Source organism: Streptomyces sp. M-16, from assembly GCF_052114405.1.
In the GTDB taxonomy this organism is placed as follows: domain Bacteria; phylum Actinomycetota; class Actinomycetes; order Streptomycetales; family Streptomycetaceae; genus Streptomyces.
This window is the reverse complement of the sequence record NZ_JBFRER010000004.1, coordinates 135,859-160,559: the sequence shown is the minus strand read 5'-3', so window position 1 is coordinate 160,559 and position 24,701 is coordinate 135,859. Positions and strand designations below refer to the sequence as shown.

Annotated in this window: 27 protein-coding genes, 5 tRNA genes and 1 pseudogene; 26 read left to right on the top strand and 7 right to left on the bottom strand. The window is 71.2% G+C overall.

Annotated features, from left to right (window positions below; translation table 11 throughout):
• Window positions 1–68 precede the first annotated feature (68 nt).
• From AB4039_RS03455 to AB4039_RS03435, 5 genes are all read left to right on the top strand, one after another.
• Window positions 69–140 (top strand) — tRNA-Gln (locus tag AB4039_RS03455).
• 27 nt (window positions 141–167) lie between these two features.
• Window positions 168–240 (top strand) — tRNA-Glu (locus AB4039_RS03450).
• A 61-nt stretch (window positions 241–301) separates the two neighbouring features.
• Window positions 302–374 (top strand) — tRNA-Glu (locus tag AB4039_RS03445).
• Window positions 375–398: 24 nt separating this feature from the next.
• Window positions 399–470: transfer RNA gene (locus AB4039_RS03440), tRNA-Gln, on the top strand.
• Window positions 471–491: 21 nt separating this feature from the next.
• Window positions 492–564, top strand: a tRNA-Glu gene (locus tag AB4039_RS03435).
• Window positions 565–743: 179 nt separating this feature from the next.
• Here AB4039_RS03435 and ndgR read toward each other — a convergent pair.
• Complete coding sequence (ndgR, locus tag AB4039_RS03430) at window positions 744–1,460, bottom strand: IclR family transcriptional regulator NdgR (protein ID WP_007266782.1); 717 nt, start codon at window positions 1,458–1,460, stop codon at window positions 744–746.
• A gap of 186 nt (window positions 1,461–1,646) precedes the next feature.
• On the opposite strand from ndgR, the gene leuC reads away from it, so the two are divergent.
• The 4 genes from leuC (at window position 1,647) to AB4039_RS03410 (ending at window position 4,873) form a co-directional block, all read left to right on the top strand.
• Window positions 1,647–3,071 carry a 3-isopropylmalate dehydratase large subunit gene (leuC, locus tag AB4039_RS03425; RefSeq protein WP_266842549.1) on the top strand — a complete coding sequence of 475 codons (1,425 nt, stop codon included), beginning with the start codon at window positions 1,647–1,649 and terminating at the stop codon, window positions 3,069–3,071.
• 3 nt (window positions 3,072–3,074) lie between these two features.
• Complete coding sequence (gene leuD / locus AB4039_RS03420; protein WP_030227329.1) at window positions 3,075–3,668, top strand: 3-isopropylmalate dehydratase small subunit; 594 nt, start codon at window positions 3,075–3,077, stop codon at window positions 3,666–3,668.
• 137 nt (window positions 3,669–3,805) lie between these two features.
• The gene (locus tag AB4039_RS03415) at window positions 3,806–4,033 is read left to right on the top strand and encodes a hypothetical protein (protein WP_030227330.1); all 228 of its coding nucleotides are present in this window, start codon (window positions 3,806–3,808) and stop codon (window positions 4,031–4,033) included.
• 144 nt (window positions 4,034–4,177) lie between these two features.
• Window positions 4,178–4,873 (top strand): HU family DNA-binding protein, encoded by a 696-nt coding sequence (locus AB4039_RS03410; RefSeq protein ID WP_266842552.1) that lies wholly within the window; start codon window positions 4,178–4,180, stop codon window positions 4,871–4,873.
• Between the two features lie 304 nt (window positions 4,874–5,177).
• Here the strand turns inward: AB4039_RS03410 and cofC are convergent.
• A pseudogene (gene cofC, locus AB4039_RS03405) lies at window positions 5,178–5,828 on the bottom strand (2-phospho-L-lactate guanylyltransferase); the annotation flags it as partial.
• Between the two features lie 189 nt (window positions 5,829–6,017).
• Between cofC and AB4039_RS03400 the strand changes: the two are divergent.
• Genes AB4039_RS03400 through AB4039_RS03390 form a run of 3 tightly spaced genes read left to right on the top strand, consistent with a single transcriptional unit; the run spans window position 6,018 to window position 8,974 of the window.
• On the top strand, window positions 6,018–6,770 hold the full coding sequence (locus AB4039_RS03400; RefSeq protein WP_266842554.1) for a lysophospholipid acyltransferase family protein: 753 nt from the start codon (window positions 6,018–6,020) through the stop codon (window positions 6,768–6,770).
• On the top strand, window positions 6,767–7,777 hold the full coding sequence (locus tag AB4039_RS03395) for an NAD(P)H-dependent glycerol-3-phosphate dehydrogenase (RefSeq protein WP_266842555.1): 1,011 nt from the start codon (window positions 6,767–6,769) through the stop codon (window positions 7,775–7,777). Before AB4039_RS03400 ends, AB4039_RS03395 begins: the two co-directional genes overlap by 4 nt.
• A 39-nt stretch (window positions 7,778–7,816) precedes the next feature.
• Window positions 7,817–8,974 (top strand): D-alanine--D-alanine ligase family protein, encoded by a 1,158-nt coding sequence (locus AB4039_RS03390; protein ID WP_442269925.1) that lies wholly within the window; start codon window positions 7,817–7,819, stop codon window positions 8,972–8,974.
• A 93-nt stretch (window positions 8,975–9,067) separates the two neighbouring features.
• On the opposite strand, the gene AB4039_RS03385 is transcribed toward AB4039_RS03390, so the two are convergent.
• Together AB4039_RS03385 and AB4039_RS03380 are read right to left on the bottom strand one after the other, a co-directional pair.
• Window positions 9,068–9,550 (bottom strand): DUF3515 domain-containing protein, encoded by a 483-nt coding sequence (locus AB4039_RS03385; RefSeq protein ID WP_266844064.1) that lies wholly within the window; start codon window positions 9,548–9,550, stop codon window positions 9,068–9,070.
• A gap of 23 nt (window positions 9,551–9,573) precedes the next feature.
• Complete coding sequence (locus AB4039_RS03380) at window positions 9,574–9,807, bottom strand: Lrp/AsnC ligand binding domain-containing protein (RefSeq protein WP_030227340.1); 234 nt, start codon at window positions 9,805–9,807, stop codon at window positions 9,574–9,576.
• Window positions 9,808–10,049: 242 nt separating this feature from the next.
• On the opposite strand from AB4039_RS03380, the gene AB4039_RS03375 reads away from it, so the two are divergent.
• Window positions 10,050–11,033 (top strand): thiamine-phosphate kinase, encoded by a 984-nt coding sequence (locus AB4039_RS03375; protein ID WP_266842558.1) that lies wholly within the window; start codon window positions 10,050–10,052, stop codon window positions 11,031–11,033.
• Window positions 11,030–11,839: a bifunctional hydroxymethylpyrimidine kinase/phosphomethylpyrimidine kinase gene (thiD, locus tag AB4039_RS03370; RefSeq protein ID WP_266842560.1), complete on the top strand. Its 810-nt coding sequence runs from the start codon at window positions 11,030–11,032 to the stop codon at window positions 11,837–11,839. Before AB4039_RS03375 ends, thiD begins: the two co-directional genes overlap by 4 nt.
• A gap of 124 nt (window positions 11,840–11,963) precedes the next feature.
• Here the strand turns inward: thiD and rpmB are convergent, their stop codons facing one another.
• The gene (gene rpmB / locus AB4039_RS03365; protein WP_007266795.1) at window positions 11,964–12,149 is read right to left on the bottom strand and encodes a 50S ribosomal protein L28; all 186 of its coding nucleotides are present in this window, start codon (window positions 12,147–12,149) and stop codon (window positions 11,964–11,966) included.
• Window positions 12,150–12,390: 241 nt separating this feature from the next.
• Here rpmB and AB4039_RS03360 point away from each other — a divergent pair, with 241 nt between their 5' ends.
• From AB4039_RS03360 to mutM, 9 genes are all read left to right on the top strand, one after another.
• Window positions 12,391–14,049, top strand: coding sequence for a DAK2 domain-containing protein (locus AB4039_RS03360; protein ID WP_266842562.1), 1,659 nt, complete (start codon window positions 12,391–12,393; stop codon window positions 14,047–14,049).
• Between the two features lie 26 nt (window positions 14,050–14,075).
• Window positions 14,076–16,271, top strand: a complete 2,196-nt coding sequence (gene recG, locus AB4039_RS03355; RefSeq protein ID WP_266842564.1) for an ATP-dependent DNA helicase RecG — start codon at window positions 14,076–14,078, stop codon at window positions 16,269–16,271.
• 46 nt (window positions 16,272–16,317) lie between these two features.
• A complete protein-coding gene (rsmD, locus tag AB4039_RS03350) occupies window positions 16,318–16,896 on the top strand; it encodes a 16S rRNA (guanine(966)-N(2))-methyltransferase RsmD (protein ID WP_266842565.1) in 579 nt (192 codons plus the stop codon).
• Window positions 16,897–16,910: 14 nt separating this feature from the next.
• A complete protein-coding gene (gene coaD / locus AB4039_RS03345; RefSeq protein ID WP_030227352.1) occupies window positions 16,911–17,390 on the top strand; it encodes a pantetheine-phosphate adenylyltransferase in 480 nt (159 codons plus the stop codon).
• Between the two features lie 127 nt (window positions 17,391–17,517).
• The gene (locus AB4039_RS03340; RefSeq protein ID WP_442269924.1) at window positions 17,518–18,585 is read left to right on the top strand and encodes a cell division initiation protein; all 1,068 of its coding nucleotides are present in this window, start codon (window positions 17,518–17,520) and stop codon (window positions 18,583–18,585) included.
• A gap of 144 nt (window positions 18,586–18,729) precedes the next feature.
• Window positions 18,730–19,377 carry a YceD family protein gene (locus AB4039_RS03335; RefSeq protein ID WP_266844066.1) on the top strand — a complete coding sequence of 216 codons (648 nt, stop codon included), beginning with the start codon at window positions 18,730–18,732 and terminating at the stop codon, window positions 19,375–19,377.
• A gap of 2 nt (window positions 19,378–19,379) precedes the next feature.
• Complete coding sequence (gene rpmF / locus AB4039_RS03330) at window positions 19,380–19,553, top strand: 50S ribosomal protein L32 (protein WP_003965982.1); 174 nt, start codon at window positions 19,380–19,382, stop codon at window positions 19,551–19,553.
• A gap of 19 nt (window positions 19,554–19,572) precedes the next feature.
• Window positions 19,573–20,424, top strand: a complete 852-nt coding sequence (gene rnc / locus AB4039_RS03325) for a ribonuclease III (protein WP_266842568.1) — start codon at window positions 19,573–19,575, stop codon at window positions 20,422–20,424.
• A gap of 134 nt (window positions 20,425–20,558) precedes the next feature.
• Entirely contained in the window at window positions 20,559–21,428 is an 870-nt protein-coding gene (gene mutM / locus AB4039_RS03320; protein ID WP_266842570.1) for a bifunctional DNA-formamidopyrimidine glycosylase/DNA-(apurinic or apyrimidinic site) lyase, read from the top strand.
• Here the strand turns inward: mutM and AB4039_RS03315 are convergent.
• Window positions 21,401–21,805: a winged helix-turn-helix transcriptional regulator gene (locus tag AB4039_RS03315; RefSeq protein WP_442269923.1), complete on the bottom strand. Its 405-nt coding sequence runs from the start codon at window positions 21,803–21,805 to the stop codon at window positions 21,401–21,403. The two genes, mutM and AB4039_RS03315, sit on opposite strands and share 28 nt — an antisense overlap.
• 136 nt (window positions 21,806–21,941) lie before the next feature.
• On the opposite strand from AB4039_RS03315, the gene AB4039_RS03310 reads away from it, so the two are divergent.
• Complete coding sequence (locus AB4039_RS03310) at window positions 21,942–22,553, top strand: flavodoxin family protein (protein ID WP_266842573.1); 612 nt, start codon at window positions 21,942–21,944, stop codon at window positions 22,551–22,553.
• 60 nt (window positions 22,554–22,613) lie between these two features.
• Here the strand turns inward: AB4039_RS03310 and AB4039_RS03305 are convergent, their stop codons facing one another.
• Window positions 22,614–23,501, bottom strand: coding sequence for a CAP domain-containing protein (locus tag AB4039_RS03305; RefSeq protein ID WP_442269922.1), 888 nt, complete (start codon window positions 23,499–23,501; stop codon window positions 22,614–22,616).
• Window positions 23,502–23,631: 130 nt separating this feature from the next.
• Here AB4039_RS03305 and AB4039_RS03300 point away from each other — a divergent pair, with 130 nt between their 5' ends.
• Window positions 23,632–23,913 (top strand): acylphosphatase, encoded by a 282-nt coding sequence (locus AB4039_RS03300; protein WP_266842576.1) that lies wholly within the window; start codon window positions 23,632–23,634, stop codon window positions 23,911–23,913.
• Window positions 23,914–24,262: 349 nt separating this feature from the next.
• Window positions 24,263–24,478, top strand: a complete 216-nt coding sequence (locus tag AB4039_RS03295; protein WP_030227372.1) for a hypothetical protein — start codon at window positions 24,263–24,265, stop codon at window positions 24,476–24,478.
• Window positions 24,479–24,701 lie beyond the last annotated feature (223 nt).

Here is a 24,701-nt window from a genome sequence, read left to right as displayed (position 1 = left end):
GAGCGGGCCGAAAGGCCGGAAACGGAGGCGCTAACCAAACGAAAGCCCCCCAGGGGGTTGAAGTTCGGTGGGCTATAGTGTAATTGGCAACACGAGGGTTTCTGGTTCCCTTATTCTAGGTTCGAGTCCTGGTAGCCCAGCGCAGTGCAGCAGTAACGCAGTGCTTTGCCCCCGTTGTGTAGCGGCCTAGCACGCCGCCCTCTCAAGGCGGTAGCGCCGGTTCGAATCCGGTCGGGGGTACAGATCCTTCCCGCGAGATCTCCAGGGTCGCACCCGGACGTCTTGATGCAGGATCGCTAGGGCCCCCGTTGTGTAGCGGCCTAGCACGCCGCCCTCTCAAGGCGGTAGCGCCGGTTCGAATCCGGTCGGGGGTACAGTGTCTAGCCGGTCTAGACCTTTGGGCTATAGTGTAATTGGCAACACGAGGGTTTCTGGTTCCCTTATTCTAGGTTCGAGTCCTGGTAGCCCAGCGCAGTACCGCAGTAAAGCTAGCCCCCGTTGTGTAGCGGCCTAGCACGCCGCCCTCTCAAGGCGGTAGCGCCGGTTCGAATCCGGTCGGGGGTACGTACAGGAGAGGCCCTCCGCGTTCATCGCGGAGGGCCTCTTCGCTGTTTCCGGCCGGAGCCCGAGTGGGCCGGCCCGGCATGCAAGTACGGGCCCGGAGGCGCGAGTTCGGACGTGTGCGGCGTCGTTCGCGCCCCCGGACCCCGGGGGTGGTGGGAGGTCTGTGACCGGGGAGGTGCTCAGCCGGAGCGGCGCAGGGCCTCCGTCAGACGGGCGGCCGCGTCGATGACGGCCTGGGCGTGCATGCGCCCGGGGTGCCGGGTCAGGCGCTCGATCGGCCCGGAGACCGATACGGAGGCCACCACGCGGTTCGACGGCCCGCGCACCGGTGCCGAGACGGAGGCCACGCCGGGCTCCCGCTCGCCGATCGACTGGGCCCAGCCGCGGCGCCGTACGCCGGACAGGGCCGTGGCCGTGAAGCGCGCGCCCTGCAGGCCCCGGTGGAGCCGTTCGGGCTCCTCCCAGGCCATCAGGATCTGTGCGGCCGATCCGGCCTTCATGGGGAGCGTGGAGCCCACCGGGACGGTGTCCCGCAGGCCCGACAGCCGCTCGGCGGCCGCCACGCAGATGCGCATGTCGCCCTGACGACGGTAGAGCTGCGCGCTCTCGCCCGTCACGTCACGGAGGTGCGTGAGCACCGGTCCGGCCGTCGCCAGCAGGCGGTCCTCGCCGGCCGCGGCGGCAAGCTCTGCCAGCCGCGGGCCGAGGATGAACCGGCCCTGCATGTCCCTCGCCACCATCCGGTGGTGTTCCAGTGCCACGGCGAGGCGATGTGCCGTGGGTCGTGCGAGCCCTGTCGCCGCGACCAGCCCGGCGAGGGTGGCCGGACCGGACTCCAGTGCGCTCAGTACCAGAGCTGCCTTGTCGAGAACGCCGACGCCGCTAGAGTTGTCCATGAAACGATATTCACGTCTCACACTGTGAAACGCAAGTTCAATTTTTCCAAGAACCAGCGAGTCTGTATGTGCGGGTCCACGAACCACTGGGTCCGAGCCGTCGTTCCGCACTGTGGGGTAGCGGGCGATCAGGCGCTACAGATCTCTAATAAGCGCCGGCACAACCGGCCGGCCGGAGGGAAAGCGATGGGTAGGACACTCGCGGAGAAGGTCTGGGACGACCATGTCGTCCGGCGCGCCGAGGGCGAGCCCGATCTCCTCTTCATTGATCTCCACCTGCTGCACGAGGTGACCAGCCCGCAGGCCTTCGAAGGCCTGCGCCAGGCCGGCCGCAAGGTCCGACGCCTCGACCTCACCATCGCGACCGAGGACCACAACACCCCCACGCTCGACATCGACAAGCCGATCGCGGACCCGGTCTCCCGCGCCCAGCTGGAGACGCTGCGGGCGAACTGCGCCGAGTTCGGTGTCCGTCTGCACTCGCTGGGTGACGTGGAGCAGGGTGTCGTCCACGTCGTGGGGCCGCAGCTGGGCCTGACCCAGCCCGGCACCACGGTGGTCTGCGGCGACTCGCACACCTCCACCCACGGCGCCTTCGGCGCGCTGGCCTTCGGCATCGGCACCAGCCAGGTCGAGCACGTGCTGGCCACCCAGACGCTGCCGCTGGCCCGCCCGAAGACGATGGCGATCACCGTCACCGGCGAGCTGGCCGAGGGCGTCACCGCGAAGGACCTGATCCTGGCGATCATCGCCAAGATCGGCACCGGCGGCGGCCAGGGCTACATCCTGGAGTACCGGGGCGAGGCCGTCGAGAAGCTCTCGATGGAAGCCCGCATGACCATCTGCAACATGTCGATCGAGGCCGGCGCCCGCGCGGGCATGATCGCCCCCGACCGGACCACCTTCGACTACCTCCAGGGCCGTGACCACGCCCCCGTGGGCGAGGACTGGGACGCGGCGGTCGCGTACTGGAAGACGCTGCGCACCGACGACGACGCGGTCTTCGACGCGGAGGTCGTCATCGACGGCGCTTCGCTGTCCCCGTTCGTCACCTGGGGCACCAACCCGGGCCAGGGCGCGCCGCTGTCGGCCACCGTCCCCGACCCGGCTTCGTACGAGGACGCTTCGGAGCGCCTGGCCGCCGAAAAGGCCCTGGAGTACATGGGGTTGACCGCCGGGCAGCCGCTGCGCGAGATCCGTGTCGACACGGTCTTCGTAGGTTCCTGCACCAACGGCCGCATCGAGGACCTGCGGGCCGTCGCCGGGATCATCGAGGGCCGCAAAGTCGCCGACGGCGTACGGATGCTGGTCGTCCCGGGCTCGGTCCGGGTCGCCCTCCAGGCCGTGGAAGAGGGCCTGGACAAGGTCTTCAAGGACGCCGGCGCCGAATGGCGGCACGCGGGCTGCTCGATGTGCCTGGGCATGAACCCCGACCAACTGGCTCCGGGTGAGCGTTCCGCGTCCACCTCCAACCGCAACTTCGAAGGCCGGCAGGGCAAGGGCGGACGGACCCACCTGGTCTCCCCGCAGGTGGCCGCCGCCACCGCGGTGCTGGGCCACCTGGCCTCGCCCGCCGACCTGTCCGACGCCACCGCGACCGCCGGAGTCTGAACCATGGAAGCCTTCACCACCCACACCGGCCGGGCCGTCCCGCTGCGCCGCAGCAACGTCGACACCGACCAGATCATCCCGGCCCACTGGCTGAAGAAGATCACCCGCGACGGGTTCGAGGACGGGCTCTTCGAGGCCTGGCGCAAGGACCCGGAGTTCGTCACGAACCGTCCGGAGCGCGCCGGCGCCACGGTGCTGGTCGCCGGTCCCGACTTCGGCACCGGTTCCTCGCGCGAGCACGCCGTCTGGGCCCTGCAGAACTTCGGCTTCAAGACCGTCATCTCCTCGCGCTTCGCCGACATCTTCCGCGGCAACTCGCTGAAGAACGGTCTGCTGACGGTCGTCCTGCCCCAGGAGACCGTCGAGCGGCTCTGGGAGCTGACCGAGGCCGACCCCACCGCCGAAATCACCGTCGACCTGGTGGACCGCAAGGTCCGAGCCGAGGGCGTCGAGGCGGAGTTCGAACTCGACGACAACGCCCGCTGGCGTCTGCTGGAGGGGCTGGACGACATCTCGCTCACCCTTCAGAACGAAGCGGACATCGACGCTTACGAAAGCACCCGCCCGGCCTTCAAGCCGCGCACGATTCGGGCTTGATTCCTGCCTGATCAGCGCTTATTCACCCTTGGGTGATCACATCGGCAACACTGTGCCCCCCGCCTTCCGGCGGGGGGCACAGCCGTATGTTGAGGCCCCGTGAGGCGACAACTCGCCCCAGATGGCACAATCTGTGCATGGAACGCGACAGTCAACTGCACCTCTACGAACTCGTCGCGGACCGGTTGAAAGAAGCACACGCAAGGGTGCGCACACTGCAAGTCCCGGAGGGCGTAAGGATGGCGCTGTCCCGGAAGCTGTTGGTCGTCACTGCGGCGTCGAAGCACGATCTCGTCGATGCGGCAAGGCGCCTGGACAGGTTGATGAAGGACCTCGACGAGGGTCGATTCCCTGAAGGCGACTGATGCGAAGGAACTCCGTAACGGCCTACATCGTTGCGGCACTAGGGTGATTAGCCCGTTTCGTGTTTGATTTGCGGTATATATCCGCCTAACGTGCGAAATAAGCTTGAACACATTCGTTCTGGCGAAGTCTCCGAAGGGGAAGACGTGAACAAGGCGCAGCTCGTAGAAGCGATTGCCGACAAGGTTGGCGGCCGCCAGCAGGCCGCGGACGCTGTCGACGCGGTACTCGACGCGATCGTCCGCGCGGTCGTCGCGGGCGACCGGGTCTCGGTCACGGGCTTCGGCTCGTTCGAGAAGGTGGAGCGGCCCGCCCGCTACGCCCGCAACCCGCAGACGGGTGAGCGCGTCCGGGTCAAGAAGACCTCGGTTCCCCGTTTCCGTGCGGGTCAGGGCTTCAAGGACCTGGTCAGCGGCACCAAGAAGCTCCCCAAGGGCGGCGAGGTGTCGGTGAAGAAGGCGCCGAAGGGCAGCCTGTCGGGCGGTGCCTCGGCGTCCGCGACGGTCAAGAAGGCCGCGGCCAAGAAGGCCACCACCGCCAGGAAGGCGGCGGCCAAGACCGCGGTCGCGAAGAAGACCACGGCGACCGCGAAGAAGACCACGGCCGCCGCCAAGAAGACCACCGCGACGGCGAAGAAGACGACCGCGGTGGCCAAGAAGGCCGCCCCGGCGGCCAAGAAGACCACCGCCGTCAAGGCGACCGCGGCGAAGAAGACCACGGCCGCCGCCAAGAAGACCGCCCCGGCGGCCAAGAAGGCCGCACCGGCGACCAAGGCGCCCGCCACGAAGAAGGCGACGGCGCGCAAGACCACCGCGAAGAAGACCACCGCCCGCAAGAAGTAAGGGGCACGAGTCACACACGCCGGGCCGGTTTCCCCACCAGGGGGGAAGCCGGCCCGCGGTGCGTGGTCCCGGGCCGCTCGCCCGGGGTTTGTGCAGGTCAGAAGGTCTGCAGGGTGACCAGGGTGATGCGCAGGGCCGGGCCCTCGCCGTCCGTCTCGATCCGTACGCGCTGCCCCGGGCGCAGCAGCAGCAGGCCGCCCGCCTCGAAGGCCGCGGCCTCGAAGGGCACCGGGGTGCCGTCGTCCAGCAGCACACTGCCGCTGTGGGTCCGGGAGTCGTACGTGTACGCGGTCGCCTGCATACGGGCACTGTATCGGGCCGTGTGCCGGCCCACGCCGAGGGCGAGGGCCGTACGCAGGTCCGCCGCGGTGTCCACGTCCCGGCGGACGCTCTCGACGTCCGTCAGCGAGATCTCCACCGCCCCCGAGGCCGAATGACGGGCCCGGGAGGGGCCGCCGAACGAGGGTGCCAATTCCACGTCCGGGCCGGCGCAAAGCAGCGTCGTACCGATTCCGGCCGCATCCGCCAGAAATGCCCGCGGAAATGCCGTGGCCGTATCGAGCACGCGTAGCAATTCCGGTGGCCGCAGGGCGGGCAGGTCCGCGTTGATCGCCGCCACCGCGGTCCCGGGCCGCCCCGCGCGCACCGCCCGCGCCCCGTGGTCCAGGGCGGCGTTGAGCCCGGCCCCGGGGGCGTCGGGAAGGATCCGCGCACCCAGCCTGGCCAGTTCCGCACCCGCCAGGACGTCGTCCGTGACGACCACCACATCCGCGACCGAGGCGCAGGCCAGGGCCCCGGCCACGGTGTCCTGGGCGAAGGCCAGCGCCAGCCCCGGGCGGGACGCGCCGACGGCCGCCGCCAGACGGCTCTTGGCCAGTGCCAAGGGCTTCAGCGGCACCACCAGACTCCACACGGCGTTCGTGACCGACCCCTTCCCTCCGGTGCGCTCCCGCACCCGCCCCGGCCATCGGCGGGCCGTCGCCCGGCCCCCGGTCGGCCCATTGTCGCCCCCGACCGGCCACAGGGGGGCCCGGTGGTGCGAGCGGGGCGTACGGTGTCCTCGACAGGGACCGGACCCGAAGCGACACTTGTCCGGCCCAGAAGGTGCCCAAGCCACGCACCGGTCCTAGAGGAAGGTGTCCGAGTGTCCCGCCGCAGAATCGGCTTCTGGTACCGCCTGGCGGCGGTCATCGCAAAACCGCCGCTGGTAGTGCTCTTCAAGCGGGACTGGCGGGGAATGGAGCACATTCCGGCTGATGGCGGATTTATCACCGCCGTCAATCACAACTCGTATCTGGACCCGCTCTCCTACGCGCACTTCCAGTACAACACCGGCCGGGTGCCCCGATTGCTCGCCAAGGCCGGACTCTTCAAGGTGCCTTTTGTCGGCATGATCCTCCACGGCTCCGGACAGATCCCCGTCTACCGGGAGACCACGAACGCCCTGGACGCATTCCGGGCGGCCGTCGACGCCGTCGAGCGCGGTGAATGCGTGGCCTTTTACCCGGAGGGCACCCTCACCCGCGATCCCGAGATGTGGCCGATGGCCGGCAAGACCGGTGTCGCCCGCGTGGCGCTGATCACCAAGGCCCCGGTCATTCCGGTGGCCCAGTGGGGCGCGAACCTCGCGATGCCGCCCTACGCCAAGGAGAACAAGGTCCGCCTGTTCCCCCGCAAGACCCTCCAGGTGCTCGCGGGACCGCCCGTGGACCTCTCGGCCTACTACGACCGGGAACCCACTCCGGATGTCCTCAAGGGGGCCACCGAGGCCATCATGGCCGACATCACCGGGCTCCTGGAGGAACTGCGCGGGCAGAACGCGCCGGCGCAGCCGTACGACCACCGCAAGGCCAGGGCGGAGCAGCGGCGCAACGCCGCGGGGGAGGGCGACAAGTGACACGTCCCGTGAAGGCGGCCGTCTTCGGAACGGGCTCCTGGGGCACGGCCTTCGGCATGGTGCTCGCCGACGCCGGCTGCGAGGTGACCCTGTGGGGCCGCCGCCAGGAGCTCGCCGACGCCATCAACACCGGCCGGACCAACCCGGACTACTTCCCCGGTGTCGAACTGCCCGCGAACCTCCGCGCCACCACCGACGCGGCCGAGGCCGCCCGCGACGCGGACTTCGCCGTCCTGGCCATCCCCTCGCAGACCCTTCGCGCCAACCTCGCCGCGTGGGCCCCGCTGCTGCCCGCCGACGCCGTGCTCGTCTCCCTGATGAAGGGCATCGAACTCGGCACCGCCAAGCGGATGAGCGAGGTCATCGAAGAGGTGGCCAAGGTCCCCGCCGAGCGCGTCGCCGTGGTCACCGGGCCCAACCTGGCCCGCGAGATCGTCGCCCGCCAGCCCGCCGCCTCGGTCGTCGCCTGCGTGGACGAGGCCGTGGCCCGGCGCCTCCAGGCCGCCTGCCACACCGCGTACTTCCGCCCGTACACGAGCACCGACGTCATCGGCTGCGAGCTCGGCGGCGCCGTCAAGAACGTCATCGGCCTCGCCGTCGGGATCGCGGACGGCATGGGCCTGGGCGACAACACCAAGGGCTCCCTCATCACCCGCGGCCTGGCCGAAGCCACCCGCCTGGGCCACGCCATGGGCGCCGACCCGCTCACCTTCTCCGGCCTCGCGGGCCTCGGCGACCTGGTCGCCACCTGCTCCTCGCCGCTCTCCCGGAACCACACCTTCGGCACCAACCTGGGCCGCGGGATGACCCTGGAGGAGACCATCGCGGTCACCAGGCAGACCGCCGAGGGCGTCAAGTCCTGCCAGTCCGTGGCGGATCTGGCCGGCCGGTACGGGGTGGACATGCCGATCACCGACACGGTGGTCGACATCGTGCACCACGGCAAGCCCCCGCTGGTCGCGCTGAAGGAACTGATGGGGCGCAGCGCGAAACCGGAACGCCGCTGAGTCCTTTCCGGACGTGTGAGCGGGTACCCTCGTGGCGATATGAGCAGCGAGAACCTCCCCCAGACCCCTGAGCAGCAGGGCCGCAAGCCCCGCGTGGCCGTCGTGTTCGGCGGCCGCAGCTCGGAACACGCCATTTCGGTCGTCACGGCGGGCGCGGTGCTGCGCTCCATCGACCGCGCCAAGTACGAGGTGCTGCCCATCGGCATCACCACGGACGGCCGGTGGGCCCTGACCGCCGACGACCCCGAGCGCATGGCCATCGCGGACCGCGCCCTCCCGAGCGTGGACACCCTGGCGGAGTCCCCGGACGGCACCGTCGTGCTCTCCGTGGACCCCGCCAGCCGCGAGATCGTCTACACCGAGCCGGGTGCCGTCCCCAAGGCGCTGGGCGAGGTCGACGTCGTCTTCCCCGTCCTGCACGGTCCGTACGGCGAGGACGGCACCCTCCAGGGCCTCCTGGAGCTGTCCGGGATCCCCTACGTCGGTTCGGGCGTCCTCGCCTCGGCCGTCGGCCAGGACAAGGACTACATGAAGCGGGTGTTCACCTCCTTCGGGCTGAAGGTCGGCCCGTACGTGACCATCCGTCCCCGTGAGTGGGAGGCCGACCCGGCCGCCGCCACGGCGAAGATCCTGGACTTCGCGGGCGAGCACGGCTGGCCGCTGTTCATCAAGCCCGCCCGCGCCGGCTCCTCCATCGGCATCACCAAGGTCGACGACCCCTCCGGTCTGGAAGCGGCCGTCCACGAGGCCCGCCGCCACGACCCGAAGGTCATCGTGGAGGCGCTGCTGCGGGGCCGCGAGATCGAGTGCGGCGTGCTGGAGTTCGAGGACGGGCCGCGCGCGAGCGTCCCGGCCGAGATCCCGCCGGTCTCCAGCCACGACTTCTACGACTTCGAGGCGAAGTACATCGACTCCGCCACCGGACTCGTGCCCGCCCCGCTCACCCCGGAGCAGACCGCCGAGGTGCAGCGGCTCGCGATCGAGGCCTTCGAGGCCGCGTCCTGCGAGGGCCTGGTGCGCGCCGACTTCTTCCTCACCGAGGACGGCACCTTCGTCATCAACGAGATCAACACCATGCCCGGGTTCACGCCGATCTCCATGTACCCGCGGATGTGGCAGGAGTCGGGCATCGAGTACCAGGAGCTGGTGGACCTCCTGCTCCAGGCGGCCCTGCGCCGCTCCACCGGGCTGCGCTAGCCGCACCCGGCCCCGTACAGCCGACCGCCCGCCGTCCGCCCCGAGAGGGGCGGCCGACGGGCGGCGGTGTGAGCGGGAGCGGGCCCGGCGGGGTCAGTAGGAGGAGATGCCCACCGGCACCGACTTGGCCACGGCGGTGGACAGACCGACCAGCATCCCCGCGTCCGTGGCATGCTCCTTGTCGACCCGGACCTCCGTGTACGCCAGCCGTGCCCCGGTGGTGAACCGGAAGCCGCCGTCGGACATCTTCTCCAACAGCCATCCGACGCCGTTGACCTCGACGCCCTCCTGCTTCGGATCGGCCATCGCGGGGGGCTTGGGGATACCGCACCGCAGTACGATCGCCGAGCCGCCCCACGCGGCGGTCAGATCCGACACCGGCTCGGTGGCGGTCCGGGCCAGTCCCGCCACCGTCTCCGGGAGCTCCTTGTGCAGCGACGCACAGAGCCCCGCGACGTCGGCCGGCGGCGCGGGCGGCGGATCCACCCGGGCCCCGGAATCCCCCGGGGCGCAGCCCGCGAGGGCCAGCAGGGCCAGTGGGGCGGCTAGACGGAACGGCCGGCGGTGGAGTGACATCACCGGCCAAGAGTAGACGGGGGCTACAGATGGACCACGGGGCAGGTCAAGGTGCGGGTGATCCCCTCCACCTGCTGGACCTTGGCGACCACCATGCGGCCGAGATCGTCGACCGTGTCGGCCTGGGCGCGCACGATCACGTCGTACGGACCCGTCACGTCCTCGGCCTGGATCACCCCCGCGATCTTTCCGATGGACTCGGCGACGAACGACGCCTTGCCCACCTCGGTCTGGATGAGGATGTACGCCTGTACCACAGAACCTCCAGGGCGGCCACGAGGATCATTTCCCCTAACCTTCGGATGGGCCCAGGGAGATCGGGCGGGCCCGGGGAAGAGACGCCACGGTACCGCGTCGCCGTGCGCCGCGGGGAGACCCGTGGGCCCGGCGCCACGCACAGCGGGGCGCACGGAGAGCAGAAGTTGACGTATCTGTTGACGGTACCCAGAGCTGTGACGGCTCGCGACCGCAAGCGGACTTGCCAAGAAGGGGCACAGCGATGAAGGGCACTGTGGGCGAGCTGGGGGAGTTCGGGCTCATTCGGGAGCTCACCTCACGGCTCACCACCACCCCGGCGGTCCGGCTCGGACCCGGCGACGACGCCGCGGTGGTGTCGGCCCCCGACCGTCGGGTCGTGGCGAGCACGGACATCCTCTTGGAGGGCAGGCACTTCCGGCGCGACTGGTCCACGGCCTACGACGTCGGCCGCAAGGCCGCCGCGCAGAACCTGGCCGACATCGCCGCCATGGGAGCGGTGCCGACCGCGCTGCTCCTGGGCCTGGTCGTCCCGGCGGAACTGCCGGTCACCTGGCCCACCGAGCTGATGGACGGCATCCGGGACGAATGCCAGGTCGCGGGCGCGGCCGTGGTCGGCGGCGACGTCGTGCGCGGCGACACCATCACCGTCTCCATCACCGCCCTCGGCGACCTGCGCAACCACGAGCCCGTCCTGCGCTCCGGCGCCCGGCCCGGGGACGTCGTGGCCGTCACGGGCTGGCTCGGCTGGTCCGCGGCCGGCTACGCGGTGCTCTCGCGCGGCTTCCGCTCCCCGCGGGCCTTCGTCGAGGCGCACCGGCGCCCCGAGCCCCCGTACCACGCGGGCCCCGCGGCCGCCGGACTCGGCGCCACCGCCATGACCGACGTCAGCGACGGCCTGATCGCCGACCTCGGACACATCGCCGAGGCCAGCAAGGTGCGCATCGACGTGCGCTCGGGGGCCGTGGACATCCCGACCCAGATGCACGACATCGGCCAGGCCGTCGGCGTGGACCCGCTCCAGTGGGTGCTGACCGGGGGCGAGGACCACGCCATCGTGGCGACCTTCCCGTCCGACGTGAAGCTCCCGGCCCGCTGGAAGGTGATCGGGGAGGTCCAGCACCGCTCCGCGCTGCCCCAGGTGACCGTGGACGGCGCCCCCTGGACCAGCACCGGCGGCTGGGACCACTTCGGCGCCGATCCGGACGCCGAGGGACCGTCCCAGTGAGCCGGCCGGCGCCGCACCCGCCCTTGTGCCTGACCGTCGCCGGATCCGACTCCGGCGGCGGCGCGGGCATCCAGGCCGACCTCAAGACCATGCTCGCCCTCGGCGTGCACGGCATGAGCGTCGTCACCGCGGTGACCGCGCAGAACTCCCTCGGCGTACGGGGGGCCTGGGAGCTGCCCGCCGAGGCCGTCACCGCCCAGTACCGGGCCGTGGTGGACGACATCGGGGTCCAGGCCGTCAAGACCGGGATGCTGTCCTCCGCCGTGCTGGTGGAAACGGTGGCCGGGCTGCTGGCCGGAACGGACGCCCCGGTGGTGGTCGATCCCGTCGGGGTCTCCAAGCACGGGGACGCGCTGCTCGCCGCGTCCGCGCTGGACGCCGTGCGCCTGGAACTGCTGCCGCGGGCCACGGTGGCGACGCCGAACCTGGACGAGGTGGCGCAGCTCACGGGAGTGACCGTCACCGACGAGGACGGCATGCGCCGGGCCGCCGACGCCGTCCTCGGCTACGGACCCCGCTGGGCGCTGATCAAGGGCGGCCACCTGGCGGCCCACGGCGGTGAGGCCGTGGACCTGCTCACCGACGGCTCCGAGGAGCTGTGGCTGCGCGCGCCCCGCTTCGACAACCGGCACACGCACGGCACGGGCTGCACCCTCGCCAGCGCCGTCGCGGCGGGCCTGGCCAAGGGCATCGCCGTCCCGGAGGCGGTCACGGCCGCCAAGGAGTACGTCACGGGCGCCATCGCGGCCGGCTTCGCGCTCGGCGCGGGCATCGGTCCCGTCGACCACGCCTGGCAGTGGCGCTGAGCGCGCCCGCACCCTCGCCGCCCCCTTCCCCGCACCGTCCCGGGAAAGACAAAAGGCCGGTTCACCAGAGGTGAACCGGCCTTCTTGGCAACCGGAAAGGGCTGCGCTACGACGACGGGAGGCGTCAGCGCGAGACCTTGCCGGCCTTGATGCACGAGGTGCAGGCGTTGAGGCGCTTCGGCGTCCCATTGACCACGGCACGGACACGCTGGATGTTCGGGTTCCAGCGACGCGAGGTGCGGCGGTGCGAGTGGGAGATGTTGTTGCCGAAGCTCGGCCCCTTGGCGCAAACGTCGCAGTTGGCAGCCACAGGTCACTCCAAGACTTCAGATGCAATTACGGTGGAATCCGGCGCACCGGAATCAGAGATCTGAAGTGGCTTGCCGGACGAATGACCCGACTCTCGACGGGCAACCTGAGCAGCATACAACGACTGCTTGGGTCCAAGAAAACTACCATGACGGGGGCGGGCTCCGCCCCGGGGTCCCGAGCCGGGGCCCGTCCTTCGTTACCCTGCGGTGAACCCTGGCCCGCACAAGGAGGAACGCCCGGTGGCGCACGAGCCTGGCCCGCACACCCTCGACGCCGAAGCGGTGCGCACCTGGAGCTCGCTGGCCCTGGCCGCACTGGGCCGGGCCCGCGAGGACATCGACGCGATCAACGTCTACCCGGTCGCGGACGCCGACACCGGCACCAACCTCTACCTCACCGCCGAGTCCGCGGACCGCGCCCTGACCGAGGCCTTCGCCGAACCCCCCGCCCGCGTGACCGACGGCACACCCGCGACCCCCTCCCTGCCCGAGGCCGTACGGGCCTACGCGTACGGCGCCCTCATAGGCGCCCGGGGCAACTCCGGGACGATCCTCGCCCAGCTGCTGCGCGGGGTCGCCGACGTCCTGGGCGCCGAGCCCGACGGCCGCGACGGCGGCCCGCTGCTGGCCCGCGCCCTGACCCGGGCCGCCGAGGAGGCCTACCAGGCCGTCGCGCACCCGGTCGAGGGCACCATGCTCACCGTCGCCGGAGCCGCCGCCCGGGCCGCGGCGACCGCCGGAGCAGCCGCCGCGACCGCCGCCGACGTGGCGCGGGCCGCCTACGAGGGAGCCCGCGCGGCCCTCGCCGAGACCCCGGGCCAGCTCGCCGCGCTGGGGCGGGCCGGAGTCGTCGACGCCGGGGGCTGCGGGCTGGTCGCCGTACTCGGAGCCCTGTGGCAGGCGCTGTCCGGACAGGAACCCGAGGCCGAACCGGCACGCGGCCGGGCCGTGCCCGGCCCGCGGGACGACCGGCCGTGCGCCGAGGAGCTGGGCGGACCCGCCTACGAGGTGGTCTACCTGCTGGAGGCCGGCGAGGAGGCGGTCGGGGAGCTGCGCGCGACCCTCGACGCGCTCGGCGACTCCCTGGTGGTGGTCGGCGGCGACATGCTGTGGAACGTCCACGTCCACGTCGACGACCCCGGCGCGGCCGTAGAGGCGGGAGTGGTCGCCGGACGGCCCTACCGGATCCGCATCACCCACTTCGGCGACGAGCGCCGCCTCGCGCGGGCCCCCCGCGTCCAGCGGGCCGTCGTCGCCGTCGTCCAGGGCGAGGGGCTGGCCGGACTGTGCGGCGAGGCCGGCGCCACCGCCGTACTGGCCCGCCCCGGCGAGCCGCCGGCCGTCCCCGTGCTGCTCGACGCGATCCGCCGGGCCCACGCCCGCGAGGTGGTCCTGCTGCCCGGCGCCGCCGACCTGCGGGCCGCCGCCGCGGCCGCCGCCGAACAGGCCCGCGCCGACGGCGTACGGGTCGCCGTCATCCCCACCCGCTCCGCGGTCCAGGGCCTGGCCGCCCTCGCCGTGCACGACCCGGACGGCAGCTTCGACGAGGACGTCGTCGCCATGACCGCCGCCGCCGGCGCCACCCGCTACGGAGAACTGGCCGTCGCCGAACGGCAGTCCTTCACCTCCGCCGGCATCTGCCAGGCCGGCGACGTGCTCGGCCTGATCGACGGCGACGTCGCCGTCATCGGCGCCGGCCTGCCCGAGACGGCCGAGGCGGTCCTGGCGCGGATGCTCGGCTCCGGCGGCGAACTGGTCACCCTGGTCCTGGGCCCCGAGGTCCCCGACGCCCTCGCCGCACGCCTGGAGGCGTACGTGCAGCACGGGCACCTCGCCGTCGACACGGTCACCTACCGGGGCGGCCGGTACTCGGCGCCACTGCTCATCGGGGTGGAATAGCGGCCTTGTCAGCGCGATGGTGTGCAATGGAACACGTGCCCGCGCTCGACGAAGACCTCAAGAAGACCCTCGGCCCCGCCACCGCCAAGGTGCTGGCCGAGCAGCTCGGCCTGCACACGGCCCTGGACCTGCTCCACCACTACCCCCGGCGGTACGCCGAGCGCGGCGAGCTGACCCCGCTGACCGAGCTCGCCGATCAGCTCGACGAGCACGTGACGGTCGTCGCCCAGGTCGCCGACGCCCGGATCCTGACCTTCAACGGCGGCCGCGGCAAACGCCTCGAAGTCACCATCACCGACGGCAGCGGCCGGCTCCAGCTGGTCTTCTTCGGAGCGGGCGTCCACAAACCGCACAAGGACCTGCTGCCCGGCACCCGCGCCATGTTCGCGGGCAAGGTCGGCATGTTCAACCGCAAGCTCCAGCTCTCGCACCCCGCCTACGAACTCCTCGGCGCCGACGCCTCCGAAGGGGACGCGGCGACCGCCTTCGCGAACCGGCTCATCCCGATCTACCCGGCCTGCGCCAAGCTGGAGTCCTGGAAGATCGCCAAATGCGTGGACGCGGTCCTGCCCGCCGCCCAGGAGACCGTGGACCCCCTCCCGCCCGCCCTGCGCGAGGGCCGCGGGCTCGTCCCGCTCACCGAGGCCCTCCTCAAGATCCACCGCCCCACCACCAAGGCCGACATCGAGGACGCGCGCCAACGCCTGAAGTGGGACGAGGCCTTCGTCCTCCAGGTCGCCCTCGCCCGCCGCCGCCACGCCGACTCCCAGCTCCCCGCCGTCCCCCGCCGCCCCGCCCCGGGCGGCCTCCTCGACTCCTTCGACGCGAAGCTCCCCTTCACCCTCACCGACGGCCAGCAGAACGTGTCCCGGGAGATCTTCGACGACCTCGCCACCAGCCACCCCATGCACCGCCTCCTCCAGGGCGAGGTCGGCAGTGGGAAGACAATGGTCGCCCTGCGGGCCATGCTCGCCGTGGTCGACAGCGGCGGGCAGGCCGCGATGCTCGCGCCCACCGAAGTGCTCGCCCAGCAGCACCACCGGTCCATCACCGAGATGATGGGCGAGCTCGCCGAGGGCGGCATGCTCGGCGGCTCCGACCAGGGCACCAAGGTGGTGCTGCTCACCGGCTCCATGGGCGTGCCCGCCCGCCGCCGGGCCCTGCTCGACCTGGTCACCGGCGAGGCGGGCATCGTCATCGGCACCCACGCGCTCATCGAGGACAAGGTCCAGTTCCACGACCTCGGCCTCGTCGTGGTCGACGAACAGCACCGCTTCGGCGTCGAACAGCGCGACGCGCTGCGGTCGAAGGGCAAGCAGCCCCCGCACCTGCTCGTCATGACCGCCACCCCCATTCCGCGCACCGTCGCGATGACCGTCTTCGGCGACCTGGAGACCTCCGTCCTCGACCAGCTGCCCGCCGGCCGCTCCCCGATCGCCACCCACGTCGTGCCCGCCAAGGACAAGCCCCACTTCCTCACCCGGGCCTGGGAACGCGTCCGTGAGGAAGTCGAGAACGGCCACCAGGCCTACGTGGTCTGCCCCCGGATCGGGGACGGCGAGGACGAGCCCAAGAAGAAGAAGGCCGCCGAGGAGGACGGCGACAAGCGCCCCCCGCTCGCCGTGCTGGAGATCGCCGAGCAGCTCGCGAAGGGACCGCTCGCCGGGCTCCGCGTCGAGGTCCTGCACGGGCGGATGGACCCCGCCGACAAGGACGACGTCATGCGCCGCTTCGCCGCCGGCGAGGTCAAGGTGCTCGTCGCCACCACCGTCATCGAGGTCGGCGTCAACGTCCCCAACTCCACCGTCATGGTGATCATGGACGCCGACCGCTTCGGCGTCTCCCAGCTCCACCAGCTGCGCGGCCGCGTCGGCCGCGGCTCCGCCCCGGGCCTGTGCCTGCTGGTCAGCGAGATGCACGAGGCCAGCCCGGCGCGTGCCCGGCTCGGCGCCGTCGCCGCCACCCTCGACGGCTTCGAACTCTCCCGGATCGACCTGGAGCAGCGCCGCGAGGGCGACGTCCTCGGCCAGGCCCAGTCGGGCGTGCGCTCCTCGCTGCGCATGCTCGCCGTCATCGAGGACGAGGAGGTCATCGCCCAGGCCCGCGAGGAGGCCACCCGCGTCGTCGCCGGCGATCCCGAGCTGACCGGTCTCCCCGGCCTGCGCACCGCCCTGGACGCCCTGCTGGACACCGAGCGGGAGCAGTACCTGGAGAAGGGCTGACAATGGGGGAGCGTCGAACGAACCCCCGAGCACCGAAGGACCCCAGATGACCCGCGTGATCGCCGGCACCGCCGGCGGGCGGAGGCTGGCCGTGCCGCCCGGCACCGGCACCCGCCCGACCTCCGACCGGATGCGCGAAGGGCTCTTCTCCACGTGGGAGTCCCTGCACGGGGTGGAGGGCTCCCGGGTGCTCGACCTCTACGGCGGCTCCGGCGCCGTGGGCCTGGAGGCCCTCTCCCGGGGCGCGGCCCACGCCCTGCTGGTCGAGGCCGACGCCAAGGCCTCCAAGGCCATCCGGGACAACATCAGGACGCTGGGCCTGCCCGGCGCCGAATTCCGGGCCGGCAAGGCCGAGCAGGTCGTGGCGGCGACCGCGCAGGGGGACCCGTACGACATCGTCTTCCTGGACCCGCCGTACGCCGTCGAGCACGGCGATCTTGGGGAGATCCTCCTCACACTCCGGTCCAATGGCTGGCTCACCGACGATGCGCTCGTCACCGTGGAGCGGAGCACGAGGAGCGGAGCGTTCCCGTGGCCCGAGGGCTTCGAGCCGCTCCGTTCGCGGAAGTACGGCGAGGGCACCCTTTGGTACGGTCGCGCCGCCTCCACCAGCGAAGACTCATGAACGAGGGAGTTCAGTTGCGCCGCGCGGTCTGTCCGGGGTCCTTCGATCCCATCCACAACGGACACCTCGACGTCATCGGGCGCGCCGCCAGGCTGTACGACGTGGTGCACGTCGCCGTGATGATCAACCAGTCGAAGCAGGGCCTGTTCACCGTGGAGGAGCGGATCGAGCTGATCCGCGAGGCGACCGCCGACTACGGCAACGTCGAGGTCGAGGCCTTCCACGGCCTGCTCGTCGACTTCTGCAAGCAGCGGGACATCCCGGCCATCGTCAAGGGCCTGCGCGCGGTCAGCGACTTCGACTACGAACTCCAGATGGCCCAGATGAACCGCGGCCTGTCGGGCGTCGAGACGCTGTTCGTCCCGACCATCCCCACCTACAGCTTCCTGTCGTCCTCCCTGGTCAAGGAGGTCGCGACCTGGGGCGGCGACGTCACCCACCTGCTCCCCGCGCACGTGCACGCGGCGCTGATCGAGCGGCTGCGCGCGAAGTGAGGCGGCGGCGGCCGGACCGGGCTTCCCCGGTCCGCGCCGCGCGTCCGGCCGGTGGCCCTACAGTCGTCTCCGTCAGTGGTCCCGTCCGGCACAGGACCCGTCCGAGGCAGAGAGAGTGCGAGCCCCCATGGACGTACAGAAGAAGCTCGACGAGATCGTCGCGGCCGTCGGCGGCGCCCGGTCCATGCCCATGTCGGCGTCCTGCGTGATCAACCGTGCGGAGCTCCTGGAGCGTCTCGAAGAGGTGCGCCAGGCCCTGCCCGGCGCCCTCGCCCAGGCCGCCGAACTGATCGGCGGGCGCGAGCAGATGGTCGAGGAGGCCCGCCGGGAGGCGGACCGGATCATCGAGTCCGCGCACGCCCAGCGGGGTTCGCTGATCTCCGACACCGAGATCGCCCGCCGCTCGCAGGCCGAGGCGGACCGGATCCTGGCGGACGCGCGCCGCGAGGCCGAGGAGGTCCGGGCCGAGGCGGACGACTACGTCGACAGCAAGCTCGCCAACTTCGAGGTCGTCCTCAGCAAGACCATCGGCTCCGTGGACCGAGGCCGCGAGAAGCTCCTGGGGCGCGGTCCGGGCCTCGACGAGCAGGGCTTCGCCGACGCGGACGCCCCCGAGCGCAGCCACGACCCGCAGGAGCAGCGCCGGCAGGCGGACGCGTACGTGGACACCAAGCTGGCGACCTTCGAGGCGGTGCTGGCCAAGACCCTGGATGCCGTCGGCCGGGGCCGCCAGAAGCTGCTGGGCAGGGTCCCGACGGACGACCTCGGCGCGCACATGGCCGCCCAGGACGCGGCCGGCCTCACCGGGGCCCGCCCGTCGAGCGACGCGGACTTCCTGGCCGGCCTGGCCGAGCCGGAACCCGGCCCGGTGCGGGCGCAACTCCCCCCGCAGGCACAGCCCGCGCCGCAGTACGACGCGTACCCCTACCCGCAGCAGCCGGCCGCCCAGCAGCAGGACGCGTACGCCTACCAGGACCCGTACACGGGCCACTCCTACGGGGTCCCGCAGCAGCCCGACCCGTACGCGGTCTACCAGCAGCAACAGCAGCCCGACCCGTACGGCGCCTACCAGCAGCCCCAGGACCGCCACCCCCAGCAGCAGGTGCCGCAGCAGCCCGCTCTGGACGAGACCAGCTTCTTCGACACGAGCATGATCAATCTGGATCAGCTGCGCCAGTACGAACAGGGGCGCTAGCCCCGGATTGGGCTCAGAGCGAAGCGCCGGGTATCCTGGCTCTTCGGTCGCGCGTATGCACCGCGATCCATGCTGCCCGTAAGCGTCTCTTCGCTCACGTGGCAGGAACTCGATCTTCAGCGATCTGTGAAAGCAGGAACGGCCCTGAATACCCGCCTCGACCACCGCAACCCCCTCGTGTTCGACACGCACGAGCTGGGTCGGCGTCCTGGTGCCATGCAGCGGCTCTCCCGCGAGATCGAGACCCCGGCGGACTTCGGTCTCGTCGGAGTCATCGGAGTGCCGGAAGGCGCCCCGCTGAAGCTCAGCCTCCGCCTGGAGTCGGTCATGGAAGGGGTGCTTGTCACAGGCACCGCCCGTGCATCGGCCGTGGGGGAGTGCGTAAGGTGTCTGGAGGCCGTCGAGCGTGAGCTCAAGGCGGACTTCCAGGAGATGTTCTCGTACCCTGACGCCGACGACCGGACCCGCTCCAAGGCGGAGCCGGCCGACGACGCCGAGGACGACGAGGACGCGCTTTTCCTCGAGGACGGTTTGTTCGACCTCGAACCCGTGCTGCGGGATGCGGTGGTGCTCGCACTGCCGATGCAGCCGGTGTGCCGGGAGGACTGTCTCGGACTGTGCCCCGATTGCGGGACCAGCCTGAACGACGACCCGGACCACCACCATGACGCCGTCGACATCCGTTGGGCGGCACTGCAGGGACTCGTCACCGATCAGGGCGATGAGAAGGACAACATGAGCGGCACTGCCTCTGACGGAGTTCAGGGCGCCGCCGAGAAGCAGGAGAAGTAGCCGTGGCTGTTCCGAAGCGGAAGATGTCGCGCAGCAACACGCGCCACCGCCGGTCGCAGTGGAAGGCTGCGGTCCCCACCCTGGTTTCGTGCGAGCGTTGCCAGGAGCCGAAGCTCCAGCACATTGCGTGCCCGAGCTGCGGCACCTACAACAAGCGCCAGGTCCTCGAGGTCTGAGCGGCTGGTGAGAGGCGCAATGTCTGAGCTGTCCAACGCTGAGAAGCAGGCAGACAGTAACAACGCGGCCTCGTCCCACACGCTTCTGGAAGGGCGGCTCGGGTATCGACTCGAGTCCGCCCTTCTGGTGCGTGCGCTGACCCACCGTTCGTACGCGTACGAGAACGGCGGTCTGCCCACCAACGAACGCCTGGAGTTCCTCGGGGACTCCGTGCTGGGCCTGGTGGTCACGGACACGCTGTACACCACCCACCCCGATCTGCCGGAAGGCCAGCTGGCCAAACTGCGGGCCGCGGTGGTCAACTCTCGCGCACTGGCGGAGGTCGGGCGCGGCCTCGATCTCGGCTCCTTCATCCGGCTCGGCCGCGGTGAAGAGGGCACGGGTGGCCGGGACAAGGCCTCCATCCTCGCCGACACCCTTGAAGCGGTGATCGGCGCGGTCTACCTCGACCAGGGCCTCGACGCGGCCTCGGAGCTGGTCCACCGGCTCTTCGACCCGCTCATCGAGAAGTCCTCCAACCTCGGGGCCGGCCTGGACTGGAAGACCAGTCTCCAGGAGCTCACGGCGGCCGAAGGGCTCGGCGTGCCCGAGTACCTGGTCACCGAGACCGGACCGGACCACGAGAAAACCTTCACCGCTGCCGCTCGCGTCGGTGGTGTCTCGTACGGCACCGGCACCGGCCGCAGCAAGAAGGAAGCGGAACAGCAGGCGGCGGAGTCCGCGTGGCGCGGGATCCGTGCCGCCGCGGACGAGCGGATCGCGGCAGCGGCCGTGGCCGCGGCCGCTCCGGCGCAGGACCCGGCTCCGGCCGGGACCGAGGCCGGGGACGGCGGGGCGCCGACGCCCGTCGACCCGGCGCCCGGCGCCTGACCCTTCCTTCGGGACGTTCCCGCCCCGCCCTCCGCTTCGGCGGGGGGCGGGGCGGACCCGTTTCCGGGGGCCGTGGCAAGGGCCGGTAGGCTCGGCCGCAGCCAGCGGATCCGCGTCGAACCCGGAGGAGAACCGTGCCCGAGCTGCCCGAGGTCGAAGTGGTACGGCGCGGCCTGGAGCGCTGGGTGGCCGGGCGGACCGTCGAGTCCGTGGAGGTGCTCCACCCCAGGGCCGTACGCCGCCACCCGGCGGGCGGAGCCGACTTCGCGGCGCGCCTGGCCGGGCAGACCATCGGTGTGCCGAGGCGCCGCGGCAAGTACCTCTGGCTGCCGCTTCAGGAGGGGGACCTGTCCGTCCTCGGGCACCTCGGGATGAGCGGGCAGCTGCTGGTGCAGCCGGCCGGCGCCCCCGACGAGAAGCACCTGCGGATCCGGATCCGCTTCGACGACGACGCCGGGACCGAGCTGCGCTTCGTCGACCAGCGGACCTTCGGCGGGCTCTCGCTGCACGAGACCGTCCCCGGCAGCGCCGAGGGGCTGCCCGACGTCATCGCGCACATCGCCCGCGACCCGCTCGACCCGCTCTTCGACGAGGGGGCCTACCACCTGGCGCTGCGTGCCAAGCGCACCACGCTCAAGCGGGCGCTGCTGGACCAGTCCCTGATCAGCGGGGTCGGCAACATCTACGCCGACGAGGCCCTGTGGCGCGCGAAGCTGCACTACGAGCGCCCCACCGCCACCCTCACCCGCCCCCGGAGCGCGGAACTCCTGGCCAGGGCGCGGGAGGTCATGAACGCCGCGCTGGACGTCGGCGGGACCAGCTTCGACAGCCTGTACGTCAACGTGAACGGCGAATCCGGTTACTTCGACCGGTCCCTCGACGCGTACGGGCGCGAGGGCGAGCCCTGCCGGCGCTGCGGCACACCGATCCGGCGGCGGGCGTGGATGAACCGGTCGAGCTACTTCTGTCCGCGCTGTCAGCGGCCGCCGCGCGCGGTGTCGTAGGACTGCCGGGAGGTGAGGACCTCGTCCATGCTGCCCTCCAGGAAGTGGATCAAGGAGAGCAGGCGGTCGGCGACCTCGCAGCCGAGCGGGGTGAGCTCGTAGTCGACCCGGGGCGGGTTGGTGGGCTGGGCCTCGCGGTGGACGATGCCGTCGCGCTCCAGGGCGTGCAGGGTCTGGGAGAGCATCTTCTCGCTCACGCCCTCGACCCGGCGGCGCAGCTCGTTGAAGCGGCAGGGGCCGTCGCGCAGGGCGCCGACGGTGAGGCTGCCCCAGCGGCCCGTGACGTGTTCCAGGGTTTCCCGGGACGGGCAGGCGCGCGCGAAGACGTCGAACGGCAGGTCGGCCGTGGTGGCGTCGGTACAGACAGGGGTCTCCATGGGGACAGCGTACTCCCAGGCAGCGCTAACTGTCGGCTTGCGCTTTCGAAAAGTTAGTGGTTCTCTTTCTCTCGTCGCACCGCCCCGTGCCCGGCGCACGGCGGTGCACCCGCACCCGCTCTTGAGGAGAACCACCATGTCCAGCACCGCGTCCGCCCCCGTCGTCTCGATCGCCTACCACTCCGGCTACGGGCACACCGCCGTCGTCGCCGAGGCCGTGCGGGAGGGCGCCGCCGCCACGGGTGCCACGGTCCACCTGATCAAGGTCGACGCGATCACCGACGCCGAGTGGGAACTGCTGGACGGCTCCGACGCGATCGTCTTCGGCTCCCCGACCTACATGGGCACCGCCTCCGGCGCCTTCCACGTCTTCGCCGAGGCCACCTCGAAGCGCTGGTTCGGCGACGTGTGGCAGGACAAGATCGCCGCGGGCTTCACCAACTCCGCCTCCAAGGCCGGAGACAAGCTGAACACCCTGCAGTTCTTCCAGATGCTGGCCTCCCAGCACGGCATGAGCTGGGTCAACCTGGGCCTGAAGCCGGGCTGGAACTCCACCGCCGGTACCGAGTTCGACCTCAACCGCCTCGGCTTCTCCTCCGGCGCGGCCGCCCAGACCAACTCCGACGAGGGCCCGGAGGGCGTGCACAAGGCCGACATCGCGACCGCCGAGCACCTCGGCCGCCGGGTCGCCGAGCACGCCCGCGTGGTCCTGGCCGGCCGGGCAGCGCTGGCGGCGTCCGGCGTCTGACCGGCACCGGGGAGGGCGCTCCGCCCGCAGGCCCGCCCGGAATCCGGGCGGGCGGGACCGTCAGAAGCCGAAGTCCTGGGTCCACCAGGGGCCGCCGGCGCCGAAGTGGACGCCCACGCCCAGGGTCCGGTATTCGCAATTGAGGATGTTCGCCTTGTGGCCCGGGCTGTTCATCCAGGCCTCCATCACGGACTTGGCGTCACCCTGGCCGCGCGCGATGTTCTCGCCGCCGAGGCCGGAGATCCCGGCCTTGTCGGCCCGGTTCCAGGGGGTGTTCCCGTCCGGGTCGGTGTGGTCGAAGAAGCCCCGCACGGCCATGTCCTTGCTGAAGGCCGCGGCCAGCGAGGCCAGCGGCGGGTTCGCGCGGACCGGGACGCACCCGGCCTGGGCCCGCTCCTGGTTCACCAGCGTGAGGACGGCGGCCTCCTCCGCGGAGTGCCCGTCGTCGGGCGTCGTCGCGGAGGGCTTGGGGGCCGGCGGCTTCGGCGCGGTCGTCTTCGGGGGCGCGGGCTTCGTGGTCTGCGGGGCGGCGCTCTTCTCCGGCTCCTTGGCCGGGGCCGTAGGGGAGGGGGCCGTCGAGGGTGAGGCCGACGGGGAGGGGGCCGTCGAGGGTGAGGCCGACGGGGAAACCGAGACCGAAGGGGAGGGGGAGGCCGAGGGGGCGCCCGTCTCGGGGGCGGAGGAGGCGCGGCCGGACAGGTTGGCCAGACCGCCCTGCTGCTCCGGCGCCTGCCGCTCGGGGCTCGCCGACGGCTGCGCCCCGGCCTCCGTCCGGCTCCCGGAGTCCGTGCCCACGTAGGGGAAGGAGCCGCCGACTGGCACGAAGCCGGTCGTGACGGCCGCCGTGCCGAGGGCCACCGCCACGGACACGCCGAGCACCCCGCCCAGCACGACGGTGCGGCGCCGGACGCCGCGGCGCGGCGTGGCGTGGAGTCGGTGGCGTCCCATCGGCGGCTTGCCTTCCCTCACAAGATCGACCCTGCGCACCCGAACGGGTGAAGCATTGGTGGGGGACTGTAGCCGATGAGCCCAGGGGGGCGATGTGCTCCGGAATCGTTTGCCCCGTTAGCGTTCATGCATGAATGAAGACGTCCGGCTGACCGCCTGGGTACGCGGCCGAGTACAGGGAGTGGGCTTCCGCTGGTTCACCAGGGCCAATGCTCTGGAGGTCGGAGGAATGGTCGGCTTCGCGCTCAATCTCGACGACGGCCGAGTGCAGGTGGTGGCGGAAGGTCAACGTGAGAATTGCCACCGGCTGCTGGACTGGCTCCGCTCCGCCGACACGCCCGGGAGGGTGGACGGGGTGACAGAGATCTGGGGCACACCGCGCGGTGGCTACGACGGCTTCGAGATCCGGTGACCGATCGACCGATCATGGACTGATCGCATCGCCGGATGGACCGCACACGGTCGGAACTGCGCATTCACCGTCGCGGCGTTGCCGGGGAGATCGATTCGTGGAAGGCTCGGAACGGAGGCCGACCTCCCCGCCGCCCGAGCCGGCCGGACCGCCCGCCGATACGGGGCGTGATCGTGTTGACCGTCAAACTTTTTGGTGAGACGCTGGAAGCCCCGCGCACCTGAGCTGTTTGGCAGTGCTGGCAGTAGTAAGCGCAGTGACTGACAGTCGCTGCCGGACATCCGCGGGTGCGATTCCCTCACGACCCACACCGCTTCGGTCGGTCACTCAGTGTGGAGGACCATCCATCATGGCAAAGGCGCTTCTCGGTTACGTCGGCGGTTCCGACCCGCGACTCCTCGCCGAGATGCGACGGCTTCAGCAGCGCGTCCAGGACCTCGAGTCCGAGCTCGGACGGATCCAGTCCGAGAACGACGCACTGAACGCTGCCGCCGCTCAGCACGGAGACTCGCTGCTGGACAGCATTGACCTCGACGTACCCCAGGCGGAGCCTGCGCTCACCTGATCCGCTCTACTCGTCGTTCCACTCCAGCCCCGCATGATCTGCAAGGGACGCTCAGGCGTCCCTTCTTTCTTTCACCGACGCGCCGCCCCGCTCCGCGTCCCTTCTCCGCCGCCGTCCCGCCGCGAGCCCGCATTGGGCCAGGTGGGGGGCCCATTCCTTTAACGTCTGATGTGCCCTGCACCTTCATGGGCGAAACCGAACGTGAAAGGTAGAGTCCGGCGGC